Consider the following 19,210-nt stretch of genomic DNA (forward strand, 5'->3'; position numbering starts at 1 on the left):
AACGACAACAGGGGGACGGCGCACCCGGCGCTGTCCCCCTGGTTAGAACGTGAAGGCGGCAGTTACTCCGCTTCGAGCGACAACGCGGCGTGCTCCTGTTTTTTCTGGCGAATGGACCGGTAGGACAGGCCCAGCACGGCAAACCATACGGGCACGGCGAACAACGCCATGCGGGTGTCCGCCTCCAGGGCCAGCAGGCCGAGGATGAAAACGAAGAACACCAAGCAGACCCAGCACATGATCGTGCCGCCCGGCATCTTGTATTTCGACGCACGGTGCAGGTGGTCACGCTGTTTGCGGTACGCCAGGTACGACAGCAGGATGATCGACCAGACGAACATGAACAGCAGGGCCGACACCGTGGTAATCAGCGTGAACGCGTCGAGCATGTTCGGCACCAGGTAGATCACCAGGGCGCCAGCGGTCAGGCAAATACAGGAGAAGATCAAGCCGTTGGAGGGCACTGCACGGCGTGACAACGCGCTGAACCGGCCCGGTGCATCACCCTCCACCGCCAGGCCATAGAGCATGCGGCTGGTCGAGAACACGCCACTGTTGGCCGAAGACGCCGCAGACGTCAGTACCACGAAGTTGATGATCCCCGCTGCAGCAGGCAGCCCGGCCAGCACGAACAGTTCGACGAAGGGGCTCTTGTTGGCCACCACTTCTCGCCACGGGGTCACGGCCATGATGGCAATCAACGCCAGCACGTAGAAGACGATGATGCGCAGCGGGATGGAGTTGATGGCCCGTGGCAGGTTGCGTTCCGGGTTCTTGGTTTCGGCCGCGGTGGTGCCGACCAGTTCGATGCCGACGAAGGCGAACACCGCAATCTGGAAGCCGGCGAAGAAACCCATGGCGCCGTGGGGGAACATCCCGTCGTCGTTCCACAGGTTAGCCAGCGAGGCGACGTTACCGGTGGGCGACTGATAAGCTGCCGCCACCATGTACACCCCGGTGCAGACCAAGGCGCAGATGGCCACGATCTTGATCATGGCGAACCAGAATTCCAGTTCACCGAACATCTTCACCGTCATCAGGTTGAGCGACAGCAACACACCGACGCAGGCCAGTGCCGGTAACCACAAGGGAATATCTGGGAACCAGAACTGCGAATAGGCGGAGATGGCGATAACGTCGGCAATACCGGTGACGATCCAGCAGAACCAGTAGGTCCACCCAGTAAAGAACCCCGCCCACGGGCCCAACAGGTCCGCCGAAAAGTCGATGAATGACTTGTACTGCAAGTTGGACAACAACAGTTCGCCCATCGCCCGCATGACGAAAAACAGCATGAAGCCGATGATCATGTAGACGAAGATGATCGACGGACCAGCCAGGCTGATGGTCTTGCCAGAGCCCATGAACAGGCCCGTGCCAATGGCGCCGCCGATGGCGATCAACTGGATATGGCGGTTGGACAGGTTACGTTTGAGTTCGTGGGTGTCACCCTCAGGCGGACAGTGACCCTGCGGCAGGTTATTCATTGTTATTTACCTTGCTAGTTTAATTGTTTTTATAACGTCACAAGTTCAACTTTCTAACCGGACATGCGGTGCAACAGCCGGCCGAACGCAAGGGAAAGAGCAAGGACTATGCCAAAGGCTAGAGCCCTTTAAATACGGGGGTCTGTGTGGGTATTAACGTTTATTGCTGTAATGAAGCCACTCCAGGCAGTGGCGGTAATGGCGCGGTGTACGACACCGAAGCGTCGTATACCGTGCCCTGCCCTGTGCTGTATCGATATCACTACAATGGAGCGCTATCAGTCCAGGTTTATCTGCCTCATCCGCCCCATGGCCAGCGCTGTACCTGTGGGAGCGGGTTTACCCGCGAAGAATCCGACGCGGTGTATGGCACCGGCTTCGCCGGTGTTCGCGGGTAAACCCGCTCCCACAGGGACCGCGTAGGCTCACCCACGCTTGATCACGCACGTACCTCGCGCCGCGGCGCGCGGCTGCGCTGTTGTTCTTCCCACCCGTCCACCAAACCGACCGGCACATCGACCGGCGCCAGCGGCTCACGCCCGCGCACCAGGTCGGCGGCACGTTCGGCCAGCATGATGGTCGGTGCGTTGAGGTTGCCGTTGGGCTCGCTCGGGAACACCGACGAGTCGATCACCCGCAGCCCCTGCAGGCCATGCACACGCAGCGTCGAATCAACCACTGCCATGTCGTCCTCACCCATGCGGCAAGAACCGCACGGGTGCATGGTGCTTTCCATGTTGGCACGCACGAAGGCATCGATCTGCTCATCGGTCTGCACCTGCGGCCCAGGTGCCAGCTCCTCGCCGCGGAAGCGGTCCATGGCCGGCTGAGCGATGATCTCGCGGGTCAGGCGCACGCAGCGGCGGAAGCCCTCGCGGTCCTCCTCGCTTTGCAGGTAGTTGAAGCGGATTTCCGGGTGCTGGTAAGGGTCGGCCGACAGGGCCCGCACATGGCCGCGGCTCTTGGGCTTGTTCGGCCCGGTCAGCACCATGAAACCGTGGCCCTTGAACGGCTTGTCACCGTCGTAGCGCATGGCCGCCGGCAGGAAGTGGAACTGGATGTCCGGCCAACGCAGCCCCTTGGACGAGCGGATAAAACCACCCGCCTCGAAGTGGTTGCTGGCGCCCAGGCCATCCTTGAACAGCAGCCAACGCAGGCCGATCATCGCCTTGCCCAGCAGGCTCATCTTGCCGTTGAGGGTCACGGGCTCCTTGCACGCGTACTGGATGTAGATTTCCGAGTGGTCCTGCAGGTTTTCGCCCACACCCGGCAGGTCGTGCAGCACCTTGATGCCGGCCTTTTTCAGCACCGCCTCTGGGCCGATACCCGAGCGCTGCAACAGGTGCGGCGAGCCGATCGGGCCGGACGATACCAACACCTCACGGTTGCAATGCACCGTGTGGGTCTGCCCGCCCTCGTCATACTCCACGCCCACTGCGCGCTTGCCGTCGAGCAGGATGCGCCGGGTCATGGCGTGAGTCACCACGGTCAGGTTCGGCCGGTTCATCGCCGGGCGCAGGTAGGCATTGGCGGTGGACCAGCGCACCCCGTCCTTCACGGTCATGTGCATGGCGCCGAAGCCTTCCTGCATGTAGCCATTGCAGTCGGCGGTCTTGATGTAGCCGGCCTCGGCGCCGGCCTCTACCCAGGCACCGTACAGCGGGTTCTGCATGTTGTTGCCGTTGTTGGTGGCCAGCGGCCCTGCGCCGCCGCGGTAGTCATCGCCACCAAACTTGAAATGCTCGGCGCGCTTGAAGTACGGCAGGCAGTTGCGGTAGCTCCAGTGCTTCGCGCCCAGGCGTTCCCATTCATCGAAGTCGCAGGCATGGCCACGGATGTACACCAGCCCGTTGATCGAGGACGATCCCCCCAGCACTTTGCCCCTCGGGCAGTGCAATCGGCGGCCGTCCAGGTGGGCTTCGGCGGCGGTCTCGTAGCGCCAGTTGTACTTCTTGGTATTCATCGGCAGCGAGAACGCACTGGGCATCTGGATGAGCACGCTGCGGTCACTGCCGCCGAACTCCAGCACCAGTACCGAGGTGCCGGCATCTTCGGTCAGGCGGTTGGCCAGGACGCAGCCGGCAGAGCCTGCGCCGATGATGATGTAGTCGTATCGTTTTTTCATTGTTCTAGTCCTGTACGCGAAGGCCTGCGGCCTCGATGTTGCGTTCATTGCCCTTGGGGTAGCCGCCCCAGCCCAGGCGTGTGGCCAGCAGGCGGGTCAGGCCGTAATGCACCAGCCCGGCCAGCAGGCAGGACGGCAGCGAGGCGGTGGCGAAGGTGAAGAAATCGGTATGGGCCAAGGTCTGCGGGTTGAACACCACCACGTAGATGGCAAACCCTGCCACCAGCGCCAGCAGCGCGATGGGGTTGAAGCCTTTGCAGAAGCGCAACGGCGAGCCGCTTTGCTCGGCATACAGATGCCGCAGGTTCAGGCGTTGCTTGCGCAGGAAGAAGTAATCGGCGATGCCGATGCCGGCCAGCGCGCTGTTCAGCGCCGACGTCCACACCAAGAAGATGAAGAAGCCGTCGTAGATACCCGGGAGGCACACCACGATGACCACCGGGATGATGCAGAACAGCCCGATCAGCATCCCCCAGCCCAGGCTGCGCAAACGCTCCCCGGCCAACTGACGCAGGCCGATGACGGCTGTGTAGAGGATGTTGACCATGCCCGTCAGGTTGGCCAGCGCCAGAAAGCTCAGGGCGATCACGCCGAAGGTCATGCCGCCGGCCAGCCGCATCCAGGCGGTGGGGTCGCTGCTGCCCAAGGTGGTGGCGGCGAACAGGCTGACCGACTCACCCAGCGACGCGGCGCCGAAGATGCCCACCAGGTTGGGCCAAAACGCCGTACGCTGGTTGCTGCACAGGCGCGACAGGTTGCCGATGTAGGGCCACCAGGAGAACCCCGCAGCGATGTTGATTTCAACCGCGATCATGAAGTTGACGTGCGGGTTTTCGAACGGAGGCTGCAAGGGCGGCATGGCCAGCAGTTCGCCGAAACTGTAGCGGCGGGAGATGAAATACATCAGCGCCAGCATGATCAGGATCAAGCTGGGCGCGATCACCGCGCTCAGGCGGCGGATCATGTCTGGCCCGCGCATGGCCACCAGCGCCGCCAGCACGATGGCCAGCAAGGCCCCGGCGGTCACCAGCCAGTCATTGCTGTCGGGCTGGCTGTGCTGCACGAGGGTTTCCAGGTTGTCCAGCGCACGCCCGCACATCAGCCCCAGCACCGCCAGCCAACCCATGGTCAGGATCACCACCGAAAGGGTATAGACCAGCCGGCTGCCATTGAGGCCAAACATGCTGCGCAGGAAAGTGAACTGCTCGACGCCGTACTTGCCGCACGGCAGGCAGGTGGACGAGGCCGCGAGCACCACGCCGATGATGTTGCCGATGATGATCGCGGCAATGCCTTGCAAGGGCCCGACGAACAGCGCGGTGGCACCGCCGATCAAAAACACCCAGGTGGCCACCGCCAACGCCGAGTTGGCGTAGGCATAACCCCAGAAGCCCCAGACCCGCTCACCCGGCAGCAAGGGTGTATCGCCGCGTTCGGCGGCCAGGCGAAATTCCTGCTCTCTGGAGCGGCTCATGGCTGGCCCCCCAGGCAATACGCGCCCACCACCATGACCAGGGTCAGCACGGCCAGGGCAACAACATCCGCCGCGCTCAGCGCGCCGGGCCAGTGCGCCCTGCCCTCCAGTTCTTCATAGGCGCGCAGGCGCCGTTCCAGGTCTTGTGCACGCTCGGTATCCACTTGGCTGTTCATTGGCATCACCTCGACGGGTTCTTGTTCTTGAAATTCGATGCGTTCATGTGGCCCGCGTCGCTCGCCAAACCAGGCGACGCGGGCCAGCCCTGTACCTCAGGGCAAGGTGATCCAGACCGCCTTGGTCTCCAGCAAAAACTCCAGTTGTTCAGCGCCCATGTCCTTGCCATAGCCCGATTGTTTGTAGCCACCAAACGGCATGGAGGGGTCCAGCGTGCTGTGGGCGTTGACGTAGACGGTGCCAGCGCGCAGGCGCGGGATCAGCCCGTGGACCTTGCCCAGGTCGTTGGAATAGATGGCCGCGGCCAAGCCGTATTCCGAATCGTTGGCCAGCGCCAGGGCCTGCTCCTGGGTATCGAAGGGCAAGGTCACCAGCACCGGGCCGAAGATCTCCTCGCGGACGATGCGCATGTCGTTGTTGCAGTGGGCGAAGATGGTCGGCTGCACGTAGAAGCCCGGGCCTTCGACCGGCTCGCCACCGTAGTACACCTGCGCCCCTTCGGCCTTGCCCAGGGCGATGTATTCCAGTACCCGCTGCTGTTGCTGGCGCGACACCATGGGGCTGATGAAGCAGTCAGGGTCCAGGCCCGGGGCAATCTTCAGCGTGGCCGTATAGCGGGCCAGCGCTTCGAGGAAGGCTGGGTAGACGCTGCGCTCGACATAGGCACGGGTACCGGCATCACACACCTGCCCCGAGTTGAAGAACACACCGTTGGCGACCGCCTCAGCCGCCGCGTCAATGTCGGCATCGGCGAACACGATCACCGGCGACTTGCCGCCCAGTTCCAGGGTCAGGCGTTTCATCTGGTCCATCGCCGCCTTGCCCACCGAGCAGCCCACCGGGGTAGAGCCGGTGAAGCTCAGCTTGTCGATGCCTGGGTGGCTGGACATCGCCGTGCCCACCACGCTGCCGCGACCGGTGACGATGTTCAGCACACCGTCAGGGATGCCCGCCGCCTGCACCAGCTCGGCAAAGCGCAGGGCCGACAGCGACGTCAGCTCCGCCGGCTTGACCACCACGGTGCAGCCGGTCGCCAGCGCCGCGCCGAGCTTCCAGGCCATGGTTTGCAGCGGGAAGTTCCAGGGCACGATGGCCCCCACCACGCCGACCGCTTCCTTGCGGGTGTAGGCCAGGTAGTTGCCCGGCAGCGAAGGCTCGACGGTGCGCCCATGAATCTTGCTGGCCCAGCCGGCGAAATAGCGCAGCGTATCGACGGTACCTTGGATATCCACCGTGCGGGCCTGGGCGACCGACTTGCCCATGTCGATCGACTCGATCTGCGCCAGCTCGTCGGCATTGTCCTCTATGAGGTCGGCCAGGCGATGAATCAGGCGCTCACGTTCCAGGGGCTTGAGCTGGCTCCAGGGGCCGCCATCGAATTGCGCACGGGCGGCACGCACCGCGCGGTCGAGGTCGTCCTGCGTGCCCATCGGGATGCGCGTCAGCACGCCTTCGGTGGACGGTTCGATGACCTCGGCGCTGGCACCGTCACTGGCCTCGAGCCAGGCACCGCCAATGAACATGCGCTGGGGCTTGCAGAGAAAACGCTGGGTGGCCTCGGAAACGCCGAAGGCCTGCAGGTAGGCTTTTACCTTGTTGTCCACGGTACAGTCTCCGGATCAGCGGGCGTTGGCACGCGCGTGGAAGATGAAGCCGATGCTGTTCATCAGCAATTGCGCGGCCAGAATCGAGGTCACGCCTGCCGGGTCGTAGGCCGGGGCCACTTCCACCAGGTCCATGCCGACAATCCGCCCCTGGCTGCGTCGGGCCAACGCCTGGATGATCTCCAGCACTTCGTAGTAGAAGAATCCGCCATGGCTCGGGGTGCCGGTGCCTGGGGCGATGGACGGGTCGAAGCCATCGATGTCGATGGTGATGTAGTAGTCGCGGCCTTCGGGGATCTTTGCCAGCACACCTTCGCAGCCCAGGCGACGCACGTCGCGTACCGAGAGGATCTGCGAGCCGGCTTCGCGTGCGGCATCGTAGTCGTCGCGGTTGGAGGACGACACGTTGCGGATGCCCATCTGGGTCATGCCGACGATGTGGTCCAGCTCCGAGGCGCGGCGCAATGGGCTGCCATGGCCGTAGCGCACGCCATGGCGCTCGTCGACGAAGTCGAGGTGGGCATCGAAGTGCACGATGTGGATCGGCCCACGCCCTTCGAAGGCCTTGATGACTGGCGCATGGATCGAGTGGTCGCCGCCCAGCACGATCGGCATGGCACCCGCCGCGAGAATCTGGCGCACGGCCGACTCGATGTTGGCATTGCTGGTGGCCATGTCGGTGTGCACGATATCGGCGTCGCCGACATCGACCATGCGCAGCTGGTCATCGGTCAGGTAGGTGGCGTCATCTTCGAAGTCGTAGGCACCGGCATGGCCGAACGAGAACAGGGTCGATGCCTCGCGGATGCCGCGCGGTCCGAACCGTGCGCCCGAGCGCCATTGGGTCCCCATGTCGTTGGGCGCGCCGAGGATCGCCACATCGGCGTCGATGGCATTCCAGTCGGTGCAGATGGGTGACTTGGCGAAGGTGCAATGCCCTACGAAGGGCAGGTTCAGGCGGCCGGATTCATAACCGTGCTTTGCCATGTTCGGGTTTCTCCACTTATTGTTCTGGTCAGGAGACGGGGCGACTGCTCGACCGCCGTTGCAGCCACTATGGCGGCAGGCCAACGCGGGAAAAATGCGCAAGTGCAGATGCATACATCGGCCAACCCGAAGTAATCGCCCGCTGCCAGCGGCCAGGCGAAATGCCGGGTGTGCACCGGCAGTCATTTGCAGGTGCCGGGCATTGCAGTGATCACAGGGGCGTGGTTAGCTTGAAAAAAAACAATGGCCGGACGCTCATATCAGCCAGCGCGATGTGACGCACCGCCAGGAGGCCCCAGTGATCCAGCTCCACGACGTCGATCTGAAGCTCCTCAGGGTATTCACCACCATCGTCAGGTGCGGTGGCTTTTCTGCGGCGCAGGCCGCCCTCAACGCCGGCCAATCGACCATCAGCGAACAGATGACGCACCTGGAAACCCGCCTTGGGGTCAAGCTGTGCCAGCGCGGGCGCAGTGGCTTTCGCTTGACCGAACAGGGCGTGGCCATCCACGAAGCCACCTTGCGCCTGCTCAGCGCGGTGGAAAGCTTTTGCATGGATGCCGACGTGCTCAAGCAGCACATCAGCGGCAAGCTCAACCTGGGCATCATCGACTCCACCCTGACCGACACCGCCTCGCCTCTGCCGCGCACCACCCAGCGCTTTGTTTCACGTGGGCACGATGCCCACCTGCACATCTACATCGGCGCCCCGGCCGAGCTGGAAGAGCGTGTGCTGGACAGCCGGCTGCACCTGGCCATCGGCCATTTTCCGCTGCGCGTGCCGGGGCTTTCGTACCTGCCGCTGTACGACGAAGCCCTGGGGCTGTACTGCGGCCGCCGCCATCCGTTGTACGCCAGCAAGGCGGCGAACGGCCGGTTGCTTGAAGAGGTTCGCCAGTGCCATATCGTGGTGCGCGGCTATATGCAGCAATACGACCTGGAGCAACTGGGCATCACCAAGGCCGCCGCGACCGTGGAGAACATCGAGGCGGCCGCGATCCTGATCATTTCCGGTGCCTATATCGGGTTTCTGCCGGTGCACTTCGCCGAGCAGTGGGTGAAGACCGGCGAAATGCGCCGGCTGGGCGCCAATACCCTGGACCTCACCTCGCCCTTCGACGTGATCACCCGGCGCGGGGTGTCACCGCCGCCGATCTTGCGGGCGTTCCTCGAAGACCTGAACGCCTGCATGCACCAGGCTGGGGGCGTTTGAGCCCGCAGGCTCAGGCAATAACCCGGGCAACCTGCTGCGCGCGAACAAGCCCGGTCGTCGCCAGGCCCTGAAGCCTTGCCACCAGCACGGCGCGGGCGGTTGGCGAGGTGGCAGGGTCGATAATCCGATACTGGCGATCGCACCAGCCGCTGATCTCCTGTAGCCAGCCGGCCTGCAAGACGGGCTCGGCGTCCAGGCGTTGCAACAGGTAGGCCACTTGCTGCCAGCCAGACAACAAGTGGAGCACCGCCAAGCGACGCGGCGCCGGGCATTCATGCCAATGGCGGTCCAACCAGGCGCTTGCCTCGACATTGACGGTCGCCCAGGGCAGCTTGCCCAATTGCACGATGGTGGCGGCGAACACCTTGTCCGAAGGGTCGCCCAGCAGGCCGAACAGCTCACCCGCAGTGGCCTCCCCTGCCTGGTGCACCGCAGCAAAACGCACAAAGGGATAGCGCGATTGCAAGGCGGCCCTCCACCACGCGAGGGGGAGTTCCACCTGCAGTTCTGCGCCAAGGCCAAGCACGCCCAGCCAATCGCGTTTTGTGGTGGGCATTTCACCGGCCAGGCGCGCCGCCAGCACCGCCGCAGCGTCAACCCCGTAGCGCGGCGCCTGCCAACGCGCAAGGCTGCGGATCGCGGGCGATGCATCCAGCAAGACTTGGCGCAGTAACGGCTGCGGGTCATCCAGCAAGGGCAGCAATGCCCGCAGCACACAGACCCGCACCTTGGCAGCCGCATGTGGCAAGGCGTGCACTAACAGCGGCACGGCTTGCGTAGCGGGGAGCGCCTGGCACGCAGCAACCGCTGCCAGGCGAACGGTCAATTCGCGGTGGGCCAAGGCATCACGCAGCAGGGTTGCAGGCTCGGTGTCGGCTTCCAGCAAGCGCGCAAACAGAAAACGCGCGGTCTTGCCTTGCCGGGTCAGAAAATCAAGGTGGACCTCACGCCGAACCTGAGCTCTCTGCAACACTGCACACACCTGTTCCAGGGTGGCAGCATGATCGACCCGCCGGCGCGCAGCCAGCGCCACCACTGATTCCAGGGCGCTCAACAATGACGTCACATGGGCGCTTGTGAGGTACGGCTGAATGCCCGCCTTGGCCAGTTCGCGAACCTGCGGCACCCAGTCATTCAACCGCTCGATCAGCGCCTGCAAGGCTTGCGGCGTTTGCTCGGCGCACAGCGCCCGTACCGCGACTTCTCGCACGAAGCCGTTGTCGTGATGGCTGAGGGTGATCCACGTATCGCCATCACGGGCAGACGCGATCAGTTCGAGGGCTTCATTACGCCGCTGCTCGGCCCAGGACCCTGCCGGTACCTGCCTTGCCTTCAGCCGACCCAACCAGTTGCTGATGGAGCTTACATTCATTCCCTTGTATTCCATGTGCGTGCAGTGTGGGCTTCAGACGCTATTGGAAGGCTCAGGTTTCACGGCAGCTGAATTCGGAGCCTGGTTCAATCTGCTTCTGCAGCCAGCTGCCCCTCGATCCAGTCGATGAATGCCCGCACGTGTGGTCGTCTCAACTGCTCTTTGCGGGCGACCAGGTAGTAGGCGAAACGTGAAGGCCAGGGCCGGTCCACGGCCACCACCAGGCTGCCGTCACGCAGCCCCTCTTCGGCGTGTTGCGCCTGTACCAGGGCGATACCTTGACCACTCGCGGCCGCGCTTAGCAACAGCAGTTCTTCGTCAAAACTCGGCCCGCGCCGGCTGCGGCTGTCGGGCTCGAAGCCGTGGGCCTGCAACCACAGCGTCCAGTCGGCACGGTCGGCATCCTGCAGCAGCGGGTACTGCAAGCAATCCTCAGGCGCATGCAGTGGCGGGCCGCTGGCGAGCAGTGCCGGGCTGCACACCGGCAACAGCACCGGCGCCAGCAAGGGTATCGACTGCAGCCCCGGGTAGTCGCCCAGGCCATGGCGCAAGGCGATGTCGACACGGTCACGGTGCAAGTCGACCAACGCCGCCGTGGCCTCGACACGGACCTCGATGCCGGGGTGCAGCGTACTGAAACTGGCCAGGCGCGGCACCAGCCAGCTAGAAGCGAAGGACGGTTGCGTGCTGATGGTCAGGGTGCTGGCGCGGGCCAGGGCTTCAAGGTCGAGCAGTGCGCGCTCGATGTCACCAAAGCCACGTGATACGCCTGGGTACAGGCTCGCCCCAGCCTCGGTGAGTTGCACGCCATGACGGCTGCGGGTCAACAGAGTGACGCCTAGGCGGTCCTCCAGCAGGCGAAGCTGCTGGCTGATGGCCCCAGACGAAACCCCCATCCGCTCGGCGGCGGCTTTCAAGCTACCCAGGCGAGTGGTTTCGCTGAAGGCGCGCAAGGCAAGCAGTGGCAGGACGGCGCCCATTACATTCCTCACTTTAGAAAAACTAACGCTTAGGGTAGAAGCAATCGTTTTTGTATCTTGCTTCATCTGCATAGCATAGCGCTCAGGCCAAACAACTTGTGTTAGTTTTTCTGAGGTTATTCGATATGCCTGACCCGTCACTGGTGCTCTATACCGACAGCTCGCCCAACGGCTTCAAAGCCACTATCGCCCTCGAAGAGATGGGCCTGCCCTATCGCCTGGAACATGTTCGCATCGAGCACGGCGAGCATCTGCAAGCAGGCTTTCTGGCGCTCAACCCGGCAGGCCGCATTCCGGTGTTGGTCGACCACGGCGCCAACATCGTGCTGTTCGAGTCGGCCGCCATCTTGCTGTACCTGGCACAGCGCAGTGGCCAGTTGCTCGACTCCGCACCGCAGCCACGCTGGGCGGCGATCACCTGGCTGATGTACCACAGCGCCAGCATGGGGCCGCTGCTCGGCCAGCGCGTGCACTTCGAGTGCTTCGAAGCCACGCCCAACCCGGCTGCGCTCAAGCGCTACCGCAGCCTTACCGAAAGCACTTTCGCGGTCCTCGACCAGCAACTTGCCAGCCACCCATGGCTGGCCGGCGACCACTACTCAATCGCGGACATCGCGACTTTCGCCTGGCTGCACATCGCCGCCCTGGTGGGCTTCGACTTCAGCCCGCACCGCCACCTGACGCGGTGGTACCAGCAGGTGGAGCAGCGCCCCGCCGTGCAACGCGGCATCCGCCTGCCTGCCCCGGCCACCGGCCCATGAATGCCCACAACCCAGGAACAGCCATGAACGCTAAAACCGCCACCTGCGGCGCCAACGCCAACGCCTTCGCCCACCACCCCGGCTACCGGCGCATGTTTGCCCCAGATCACCTGACCCTGGGCATCTTCATGCCGCAGCGCTTCTATGACGGCGACCTGCAGGCCCTGGCCGGGCAGGCGCGGCTGGTCGGCGAAATCGACCGCCTGGGCTTTGCCGCCGCCTGGGTGCGCGATGTGCCGTTGTTTGACCCGGCCTTCGGTGATGCCGGTCAGGTATTCGACCCGTTCACCTATCTGGCTTACCTGGCCGCGCACACCCGGCAGATCGCCCTAGTGACCGGCAGCGCGATCTTTGCCTTGCGCCACCCGATCGACCTGGCCAAGGCCGCCACCACCGTCGATACCTTGTCGGGCGGGCGCTTGGTGCTTGGCATTGCCTCGGGCGACCGGCCCGTGGAGTTTCCGGCGTATGGCCTGGACCACGGCAGCCGCGGCGAGCGCTTTGCGCACAGCGTGGACTACTTCCGCCAACTGTTGGCCGAGCACCCAGGGCCTATTCAGTCGCCGTTGGGCCAGCTCAGTAACGCCCGGCTGTTGCCCAGGCCTGTGTCAGGGCGCATCCCCCTGGTGGTGACCGGCTCGTCGCGCCAGACCCTGCAGTGGCTGGGCGAGCACGCCGATGGCTGGCTGACCTACCCCGACGCCACCCATAACATCCTGGGGCCACGCCGCCTGGCCGAGAAAATCCGCGCCTGGCGCGAAGCGATCCCGGGCGGGGGGTTCCGCCCGCACATGACCAATGAATGGATCGACTTGGACGACGACCCCAAATTCCCGCGTACGCCGCAGCAAGGCGGCTATGTACTGCGCACCGGGCGCAACGGGCTGATCGACTTGCTTGGCGAGTGGCGCGAGGCTGGGGTCAATCATGCGGCCTTGGGCGTGCAGATGGCGCGGCGCCCGGCCCGGGAAATCATTCAGGAACTGGCCGAAGAGGTAGTGCCGCTGTTTCCGGCGCTGGCCGGGCCTGCGCCGCAGTCGCAAGACTGGTAAAGCGTGCCAGGCAACGCAAATGTGCAGCGGACGGTGTGGGGCTTGCCCGCGAAGCAGGCGCCGCGGTGGATGGCACGGGCTTCGCCCGTGTTCGCGGGCAAGCCCGCTCCCACCCGAACGGTGTAGCCTCCAAGGCTATCGCCGCACCTGTGGAAGCAACTGTCTCGCGCAATTTATAAAAATTGACTCATTACGTGGGAGCGGGCTTGCCCCGCGAACACCGGCGAAGCCGGTGCCATACAACGCGTAGCCCCATTCGCGGGACAAGTCGGATCGCCGCACCGCCGCTTCCCACCCGAACGGTGTAGCCTCCAAGGCTAGCGCCGCACCTGTGGGCTTGTTCAAATGTCTGGGGGCAACCCATGCTCTGGGAGATCACCCAGCCCTTTGGGCCGCGTTGTCGAGCAGAGAACAAAGTTCGTAAGCGAGTTGCTGACCCTGTGGGAGCGGGTTTACCCGCGAACACGGGCGAAGCCCGTGCCATCCAAGGTGGTGCCTGCTTCGCGGGTAAATCCATTCCTACAGAAATCACGCTGCGCCTTGAGCCTGCGCTGTACTTTCAGGCTTTGGTAGCGGTTGCTCTCGCCATGGCGTGACCGTCCGGATCATCGCGTTGTTGCAAGATGAAGACCCGCATACCACTACAAGACAGTTGCTCCCACACGGGCACTGCTAGAACAGTGAAATGTGAGGTTTTCTACAGAAGCGGGCTTGCCTGTGGCATTGCCGCGAGCCACTGCATCATCAACTGTGCCAGCACTTGAGGCTGTTCAAGCGGGATCATATGACCGGAGCCTTGAATGATCTCGAGGCGTGCGCCCGGGATCTGACTGCATAAGGCTTCAGCCTCTTCAACTTGCCTCAGCGCGTCCTGCGCTGCCGCAATCACAAGTGTCGGGCACTGGATCTGATGAGGCCCCACATCCGCTCTGGTCAGCAGCGACTGTGTGGCAAATACCGCATGCCCCATGCGTGCCCCCATCTCACGAATCCTGCCAGTCAGGGCGTTATCCGCAGCACGCTGCGGATGCACCGACTGCCTGATGGCAGTCAGGCTCAAACCGCGAAACTGCCCGTGAGCCGACGCATCGACCGCCGCTTGCTTGGCTTTCTGCCGCTCGGGCGAATCTTCACGCAGGGAGGTAGCGATCAGTATCAGGGCAGCCACACGATCTGGGCACTGCTGCACGATTGATCTCGCCACATAGCCCCCAAGGGAAAAACCAACGAGGACGAAACGAGGCGGCGCACTTGCCACGACACGGCGGGCGATCTGCGCAAGGGTTTGCCCCTCGAGCAGGTTGGCCCGGTGGACCTCACACGTAGCGGGCAGGCTCTCGACCACTTCATCCCAGAGCGTTTCGTCCAGCATGAAGCCTGGGATCAACACCAGGGGGAGCGCGTTTTCAGGGGGCATGTTCTTCACCAGGCAAATCCAAACTGCAGCATACGGGCCAACGCTGATCAGTTACACAGCGGGTCGCGCAACGCATCGGCAATGTGTGTGTATAACGCATCGGCGGCGCGTGAACCTGCGGAGTCTCGACTGCGGGTCAGTACCACCTCCGCCACCGGCAGGTCCGGCAGGCCGTGCCGCAGGTCGAGCACCTTGAGGTGCGCCGGCAAGCTACAGCGGGTGACCACCGCCACCGCCAGGCCACTGTCCATCGCCGTCAATTGGCCGCTGACGTTGGGGCTGTTGTAGACCACGCGATACTCCCGGCCCAACCCGGTGATGGCGGCGAGTATCGATGTGCGCAAGCGATCGCTGAGCCCGTGCACAGCGATCGGCAGCGGGCTGCGCTTCCACGCCTCATGCTGCTCGGCGCCGCCCCATACCAGCGCTTCCCTGAACAGCAGTTCGCCGCGCGATGGCGCGTCACGGGTCAACAGCGCCAGGTCGATCTGGCCACGGTCAACCTTTGCCCACAGGGTGGCTGAGTCCTCGCAGGCCAGGGTGACCTCGACCTCGCCAAAGCGGGTCATGAAACTGCGCAAGGCCGGCATCAGGTAGGTCACGGCATAGTCATCCGGCACACCCAGGGTGACGCGCCCGGACACCGCACCGCCGTGCATCGCGTCTACCATCGTCGAGTGAGCCTCGAGCAACTTGCGCGCGTGGCCGAGCAGGTCGTAGCCGGCGGGGGTCAACGACAGCTGCCGAGGCTCGCGCTTGAACATCGGCCGGCCGAGGCTGTCCTCGAGCTTTTTCAGCTGCATGCTCACTGCCGACTGGGAGCGAGCGACCTGACGCGCGGCTGCCGTCATCGACCCGCTGTCCACCACGGCCAGAAACGTACGCAACCAGTCGATCTGTAAATCCTTGGACTGCATGGTGGCGCGCTACCATTCGATAATCGAATGCCTTGTATAACAGATATTCGCTTTTCTGGAGTATCCCTGTGCCAGCACACTTGTCGCTACAACGACAGCATCAGCACAGCAGTGAGTACGTCCCATGCCCCACCTGCACACCCGAAGCGAAATCTTGCGAGGCGCCAAAGATGCGCTCCCCGTCATGTTCGCGGTCGCGCCCTACGCCATGGTCCTTGGCGCACAAGCCTCTCAGGTCGGCCTGTCTTTGGCTGAAGTGGGCGCGATGACGGGCCTCAACTTCGCCGGGGGTTCGGAGTTCGCCGCTATCAAATTGTGGGCGGCGGTCCCGCCAATGCTGACGATCGTGCTCATCACCCTGCTGATCAACAGCCGGCACATCGTCATGGGCGCCGCCTTGGCGCCGTTTCTGCAGCACCTGCCTAAACGCAAGGTGATTCCTGCGTTGTTCTTCATGGCCGACGAAGGGTGGGCGATCAGCTACGCCGACACCCTGCGCCGTTCGCAGGGCCAGCAACTGCCAGCGTTCAGTTGGCCGTACTACTGGGGCGCCTGCCTGCCCTTCTACCCCGTCTGGGTCGGTTTTGCCTTGATCGGCGCGGCAATCGGCCCGGCGCTCGGCAATATTGAAGCTTATGGCTTTGCCATGGCCTTTCCTGCGGTGTTCATCGTGCTGCTCAGGGGCATGTGGAAGGGGCCGCGGCTGGCGTGCGCGTGGCTGGTCAGCCTGCTGGTGGCGATTCTGGTGTACCTGACGGTGCCGGGGGCCTGGTTCGTGTTTGCTGGCGTGATCGCGGGCATGCTGTTTACCTACCTGCGGGAGGTCATGCAATGATCAGCGCGGCGGCTTTGCTGACAATACTGGGCATGGCCTCTGCCACCTATGCAACACGGCTGGCAGGTTACCTGTTGCTGCGCAAGCGCAAGCTCGGGCCGCGTGCCCGCGCCGTCATGGAGGCAGCACCGGGCTGCGTGCTGATTTCGGTGATCGCCCCACACTTTGTCTCGCCTCATCCTGAAGAGTTGATTGCGCTGGGCATCACGCTGGTTGCCGCATGGCGCTTGCCGATGCTGTTCACCGTCGCGATTGGCGTGGCGTCGTTGGCGGTACTGCGATTGTATTGGCAGTGAGAACCTGGATCTTGCCCTTCTGCGCGACAAGGACGCTGCATGCTCGTCAACTCGGTCCGCCTAAGCCCCTCCTGCGCCAGCTTCGAGTGACTGATCTGCTTAAGGCAATGCTTGCATCACCTCGGCAACCATCTTCTGCGTACTGTTCGTACCGTCAACCCGCAACACTTCAGACTTCTGCTCTGCCAACCACGCCTCGTGCCACGCTCGGTTGCGCCCCGAGAAGTTAGGGTCGTCATACTGCGAGGCCCATTCGCGGAAGGCCGTGTGGATCCCGTGCATGTCGCCACCCGGTGCAATCCGATCGCCAAAGCGCTCTTTTTCACGCGCGGCCAGCCGTTCAAGGCGAATGGGCGTGGGGGTGACGACGAACACGGTCAGGTCGACGTGCGCAAGCAGCGCATCGCCCCACACCATGCAGGAACCGGTCAGTACCCAATCTTGGTCACCGAGCTTTTGCTGGATCACTTTCACGCGGTCAGGGACAGGCCGCTTGGTCGTGAAAGGTGGGTCGGTGGGCATCCAGTAAGCATCATCGACATCGACATGCCGCGCACCCAGCACGGTCGCGAGGTTTTGACCCAAGGTGGTCACACCGGCACAGGAAGCACCCGTAATGTAGATTCGCAATTGTTCCTCCATGAATGCACGTCGAATTCGGGGCCGCACTATACACCCAACCTGCGCAAGACGCTGAAGCCGACGGCTGGCATCGGGTCAGCGTCAGGAACAAATGGCAGCCTCAACGCTCCATGACATAAGTACCCGGCGCAGGGCAAAGCGGCCGGTACTTGCGCGAGCCCAGCTTCTTTGGCGCCACCAGGCTTTCGCCGGAACGCTGCCCAATCCATTCGCGCCAATGCGGCCACCAACTGCCTTGCTGGCGCTCCCCGGCGTGCTGCAGCCAGGTTTCCGGCGCCTCGGCGGCGGCGGGCGCCGCGTAGTAGAACGACTTGGGGTTGCCGGGTGGGTTTACCAGGCTTTGCAAGTGGCCGGCATTGGACAGCACGTAGGTCGTGTCCTCGCCGAACAGCCGGGCGGTGCCGTAGCAGCCTTGCCAGGGGGTGATGTGGTCGGTAGTGCCGCCCACCACATAGGCGCCCACCGTTACCTGGGTCATGTCGATCAACTCGCCGGCAATCTCCAGGGTGCCGGGGATGCTGTAGGGGTTTTGCTGGATGAGGTCGAGGTAGTCAGCGTGCAGCTGAGCGGGGAGCCGCGTGGTGTCGTTGTTCCAGGCGAGAATGTCGAATGCCGGCGGCGGGTTGCCCAGCAGGTAGTTGTTGACCCAGTAGTTCCAGATCAGGTCGTTCGGGCGCATCCAGGCGAACATGCGGCCCATGTCCTGGCCACTGAGCACACCCTTGCGCCGGGAGCTGGCCTTGGCCGCGCGCAGGGCGGACGGCGTGGTGAACATACCCAAGGTGGTGTCGTTAAGCGCCGACGCCGTGTCGAGTACGCACACGGCCCAGCTGGTATTGGCCACCTTGTGGCCCTCGCCACGGGCCGCCAGCCAGCCCAGGTAGGCCGCCAGGGTGATGCCGCCCGAGCAGGAGCCCCACATGTTTACATCCGGGCTACGGGTAATTCGACGCGCCACGTCCACCGCCTGATCGAGGCACAGCGCATAATCGGACAAGCCCCAGTCGCAGTGCTCGCGGGTGGGGTTGCGCCAACTGATGACGAACAGGCTCACGCCGCTGTCCTGTATCCACTTGACCAGGCTTTTTTCCGGCGACAGGTCGATGGCGTAGTACTTGTTGATTTGCGGCGGCGACATGACCAAGGGCCGGGCAAAGACCTTTTCGGTGGTGGGCGCGAACTGCAGCAGCTCGAACATTTCACAGCGAAACACCACCTCGCCCTTGGCCGTGGCGATGTTTTCACCCACCGTGAATGGCGTACTGTCGACCTGCCTCGGGAGGCCGCGGTTGTTCAGCATGTCCTGGCCGAAGTGGCGGATGCCCCTGGCCATGCTCATGCCGCCTGTGTCCACCAGTTTGCGCAGCGCCGCGGGGTTGGTCAGCGGGGAGTTGCTCGGTGCCAAGGCATCGGCCAGCTGTGCTGCGACGAAGCGGGCGCGGCTTTTTTCCAGCGGGGCCAGGTCGGTGGCCTCGATGAAGCGGGTCAGCTCTGCCTGGCCAGCCAGGTAACTCTGCAACAGTGCGCGCAGAAAAGCGTTGGATTGCCAGGCCGGGTCGGCGAAGCGCTTGTCCTTCGGGTCTGGCGCGATGCTGGTGTTGCCTGCGACGATGCCGCGCAGCGCCTTCAGGTAGCCCCCCACATGGGCACCCGCCTTGAGCGGCGAGGTGCCTACGGCCTTGAGCAGGTAGCCGGCTGAACTGGCCAGGTCGGCCGGGCGCAGGCTGACCAGGGGGTTGCCTGCCAGTGGCTGGCTGGGGGTGACGGTCTCGTTCGTTTGCGTGGATCTGCTCATGGCGGCTCTTGATTCCGGGCACGGTTGTGTTGTGCTCCGACTCTAAGGCAGCCGTGGCTGCGGCCACTTCTCATCG

General features: G+C 63.7%; 17 protein-coding genes. 5 read left to right on the top strand and 12 right to left on the bottom strand.

The features are described from left to right. Positions 1-62: 62 nt before the first annotated feature. From cycA to speB, 6 genes are all read right to left on the bottom strand, one after another. Positions 63-1,487 (bottom strand): D-serine/D-alanine/glycine transporter, encoded by a 1,425-nt coding sequence (gene cycA, locus AC5PZ0_RS19705; RefSeq protein ID WP_493855562.1) that lies wholly within the window; start codon positions 1,485-1,487, stop codon positions 63-65. Between the two features lie 439 nt (positions 1,488-1,926). After that, positions 1,927-3,612 (bottom strand): choline dehydrogenase, encoded by a 1,686-nt coding sequence (betA, locus tag AC5PZ0_RS19710; RefSeq protein ID WP_493855563.1) that lies wholly within the window; start codon positions 3,610-3,612, stop codon positions 1,927-1,929. Positions 3,613-3,616: 4 nt separating this feature from the next. Continuing rightward, the gene (locus AC5PZ0_RS19715) at positions 3,617-5,086 is read right to left on the bottom strand and encodes a cytosine permease (protein ID WP_099429686.1); all 1,470 of its coding nucleotides are present in this window, start codon (positions 5,084-5,086) and stop codon (positions 3,617-3,619) included. Further along, complete coding sequence (locus tag AC5PZ0_RS19720) at positions 5,083-5,262, bottom strand: hypothetical protein (protein WP_027596335.1); 180 nt, start codon at positions 5,260-5,262, stop codon at positions 5,083-5,085. Before AC5PZ0_RS19720 ends, AC5PZ0_RS19715 begins: the two co-directional genes overlap by 4 nt. Before the next feature lie 96 nt (positions 5,263-5,358). Beyond that, on the bottom strand, positions 5,359-6,867 hold the full coding sequence (locus AC5PZ0_RS19725) for an aldehyde dehydrogenase family protein (RefSeq protein ID WP_493855564.1): 1,509 nt from the start codon (positions 6,865-6,867) through the stop codon (positions 5,359-5,361). 15 nt (positions 6,868-6,882) lie between these two features. Continuing rightward, the gene (gene speB / locus AC5PZ0_RS19730) at positions 6,883-7,854 is read right to left on the bottom strand and encodes an agmatinase (RefSeq protein WP_027596333.1); all 972 of its coding nucleotides are present in this window, start codon (positions 7,852-7,854) and stop codon (positions 6,883-6,885) included. 298 nt (positions 7,855-8,152) lie between these two features. Here speB and AC5PZ0_RS19735 point away from each other — a divergent pair, with 298 nt between their 5' ends. Beyond that, positions 8,153-9,067 (top strand): LysR family transcriptional regulator, encoded by a 915-nt coding sequence (locus AC5PZ0_RS19735; RefSeq protein WP_027596332.1) that lies wholly within the window; start codon positions 8,153-8,155, stop codon positions 9,065-9,067. 10 nt (positions 9,068-9,077) lie between these two features. Here the strand turns inward: AC5PZ0_RS19735 and AC5PZ0_RS19740 are convergent, their stop codons facing one another. Both AC5PZ0_RS19740 and AC5PZ0_RS19745 read right to left on the bottom strand, forming a co-directional pair. Continuing rightward, entirely contained in the window at positions 9,078-10,439 is a 1,362-nt protein-coding gene (locus AC5PZ0_RS19740; protein WP_493855565.1) for a HEAT repeat domain-containing protein, read from the bottom strand. A gap of 86 nt (positions 10,440-10,525) precedes the next feature. Next, entirely contained in the window at positions 10,526-11,419 is an 894-nt protein-coding gene (locus AC5PZ0_RS19745; protein ID WP_493855566.1) for a LysR substrate-binding domain-containing protein, read from the bottom strand. 125 nt (positions 11,420-11,544) lie between these two features. Between AC5PZ0_RS19745 and AC5PZ0_RS19750 the strand changes: the two genes are divergently transcribed. Both AC5PZ0_RS19750 and AC5PZ0_RS19755 read left to right on the top strand, forming a co-directional pair. Further along, a complete protein-coding gene (locus tag AC5PZ0_RS19750) occupies positions 11,545-12,180 on the top strand; it encodes a glutathione S-transferase family protein (RefSeq protein ID WP_493855567.1) in 636 nt (211 codons plus the stop codon). A gap of 23 nt (positions 12,181-12,203) precedes the next feature. After that, positions 12,204-13,232 carry an LLM class oxidoreductase gene (locus AC5PZ0_RS19755; RefSeq protein WP_493855568.1) on the top strand — a complete coding sequence of 343 codons (1,029 nt, stop codon included), beginning with the start codon at positions 12,204-12,206 and terminating at the stop codon, positions 13,230-13,232. 697 nt (positions 13,233-13,929) lie between these two features. Here AC5PZ0_RS19755 and AC5PZ0_RS19760 read toward each other — a convergent pair. Next, complete coding sequence (locus AC5PZ0_RS19760; protein ID WP_493855569.1) at positions 13,930-14,649, bottom strand: alpha/beta fold hydrolase; 720 nt, start codon at positions 14,647-14,649, stop codon at positions 13,930-13,932. 47 nt (positions 14,650-14,696) lie between these two features. Continuing rightward, positions 14,697-15,566: a LysR family transcriptional regulator gene (locus AC5PZ0_RS19765; RefSeq protein WP_033694336.1), complete on the bottom strand. Its 870-nt coding sequence runs from the start codon at positions 15,564-15,566 to the stop codon at positions 14,697-14,699. A 124-nt stretch (positions 15,567-15,690) separates the two neighbouring features. Here AC5PZ0_RS19765 and AC5PZ0_RS19770 point away from each other — a divergent pair, with 124 nt between their 5' ends. Then, a complete protein-coding gene (locus AC5PZ0_RS19770) occupies positions 15,691-16,401 on the top strand; it encodes an AzlC family ABC transporter permease (RefSeq protein WP_258702907.1) in 711 nt (236 codons plus the stop codon). Next, positions 16,398-16,697, top strand: coding sequence for an AzlD family protein (locus AC5PZ0_RS19775; RefSeq protein WP_493855570.1), 300 nt, complete (start codon positions 16,398-16,400; stop codon positions 16,695-16,697). The genes AC5PZ0_RS19770 and AC5PZ0_RS19775 overlap by 4 nt, the downstream gene beginning before the upstream one ends. A 99-nt stretch (positions 16,698-16,796) precedes the next feature. Here the strand turns inward: AC5PZ0_RS19775 and AC5PZ0_RS19780 are convergent, their stop codons facing one another. Next, positions 16,797-17,327 carry a P-loop NTPase family protein gene (locus tag AC5PZ0_RS19780; protein ID WP_099429692.1) on the bottom strand — a complete coding sequence of 177 codons (531 nt, stop codon included), beginning with the start codon at positions 17,325-17,327 and terminating at the stop codon, positions 16,797-16,799. 112 nt (positions 17,328-17,439) lie between these two features. Further along, the gene (locus tag AC5PZ0_RS19785) at positions 17,440-19,134 is read right to left on the bottom strand and encodes an alpha/beta fold hydrolase (protein WP_493855571.1); all 1,695 of its coding nucleotides are present in this window, start codon (positions 19,132-19,134) and stop codon (positions 17,440-17,442) included. Between the last annotated feature and the right edge of the window lie 76 nt (positions 19,135-19,210).

Source organism: Pseudomonas sp. 5.2 (genome assembly GCF_059025405.1).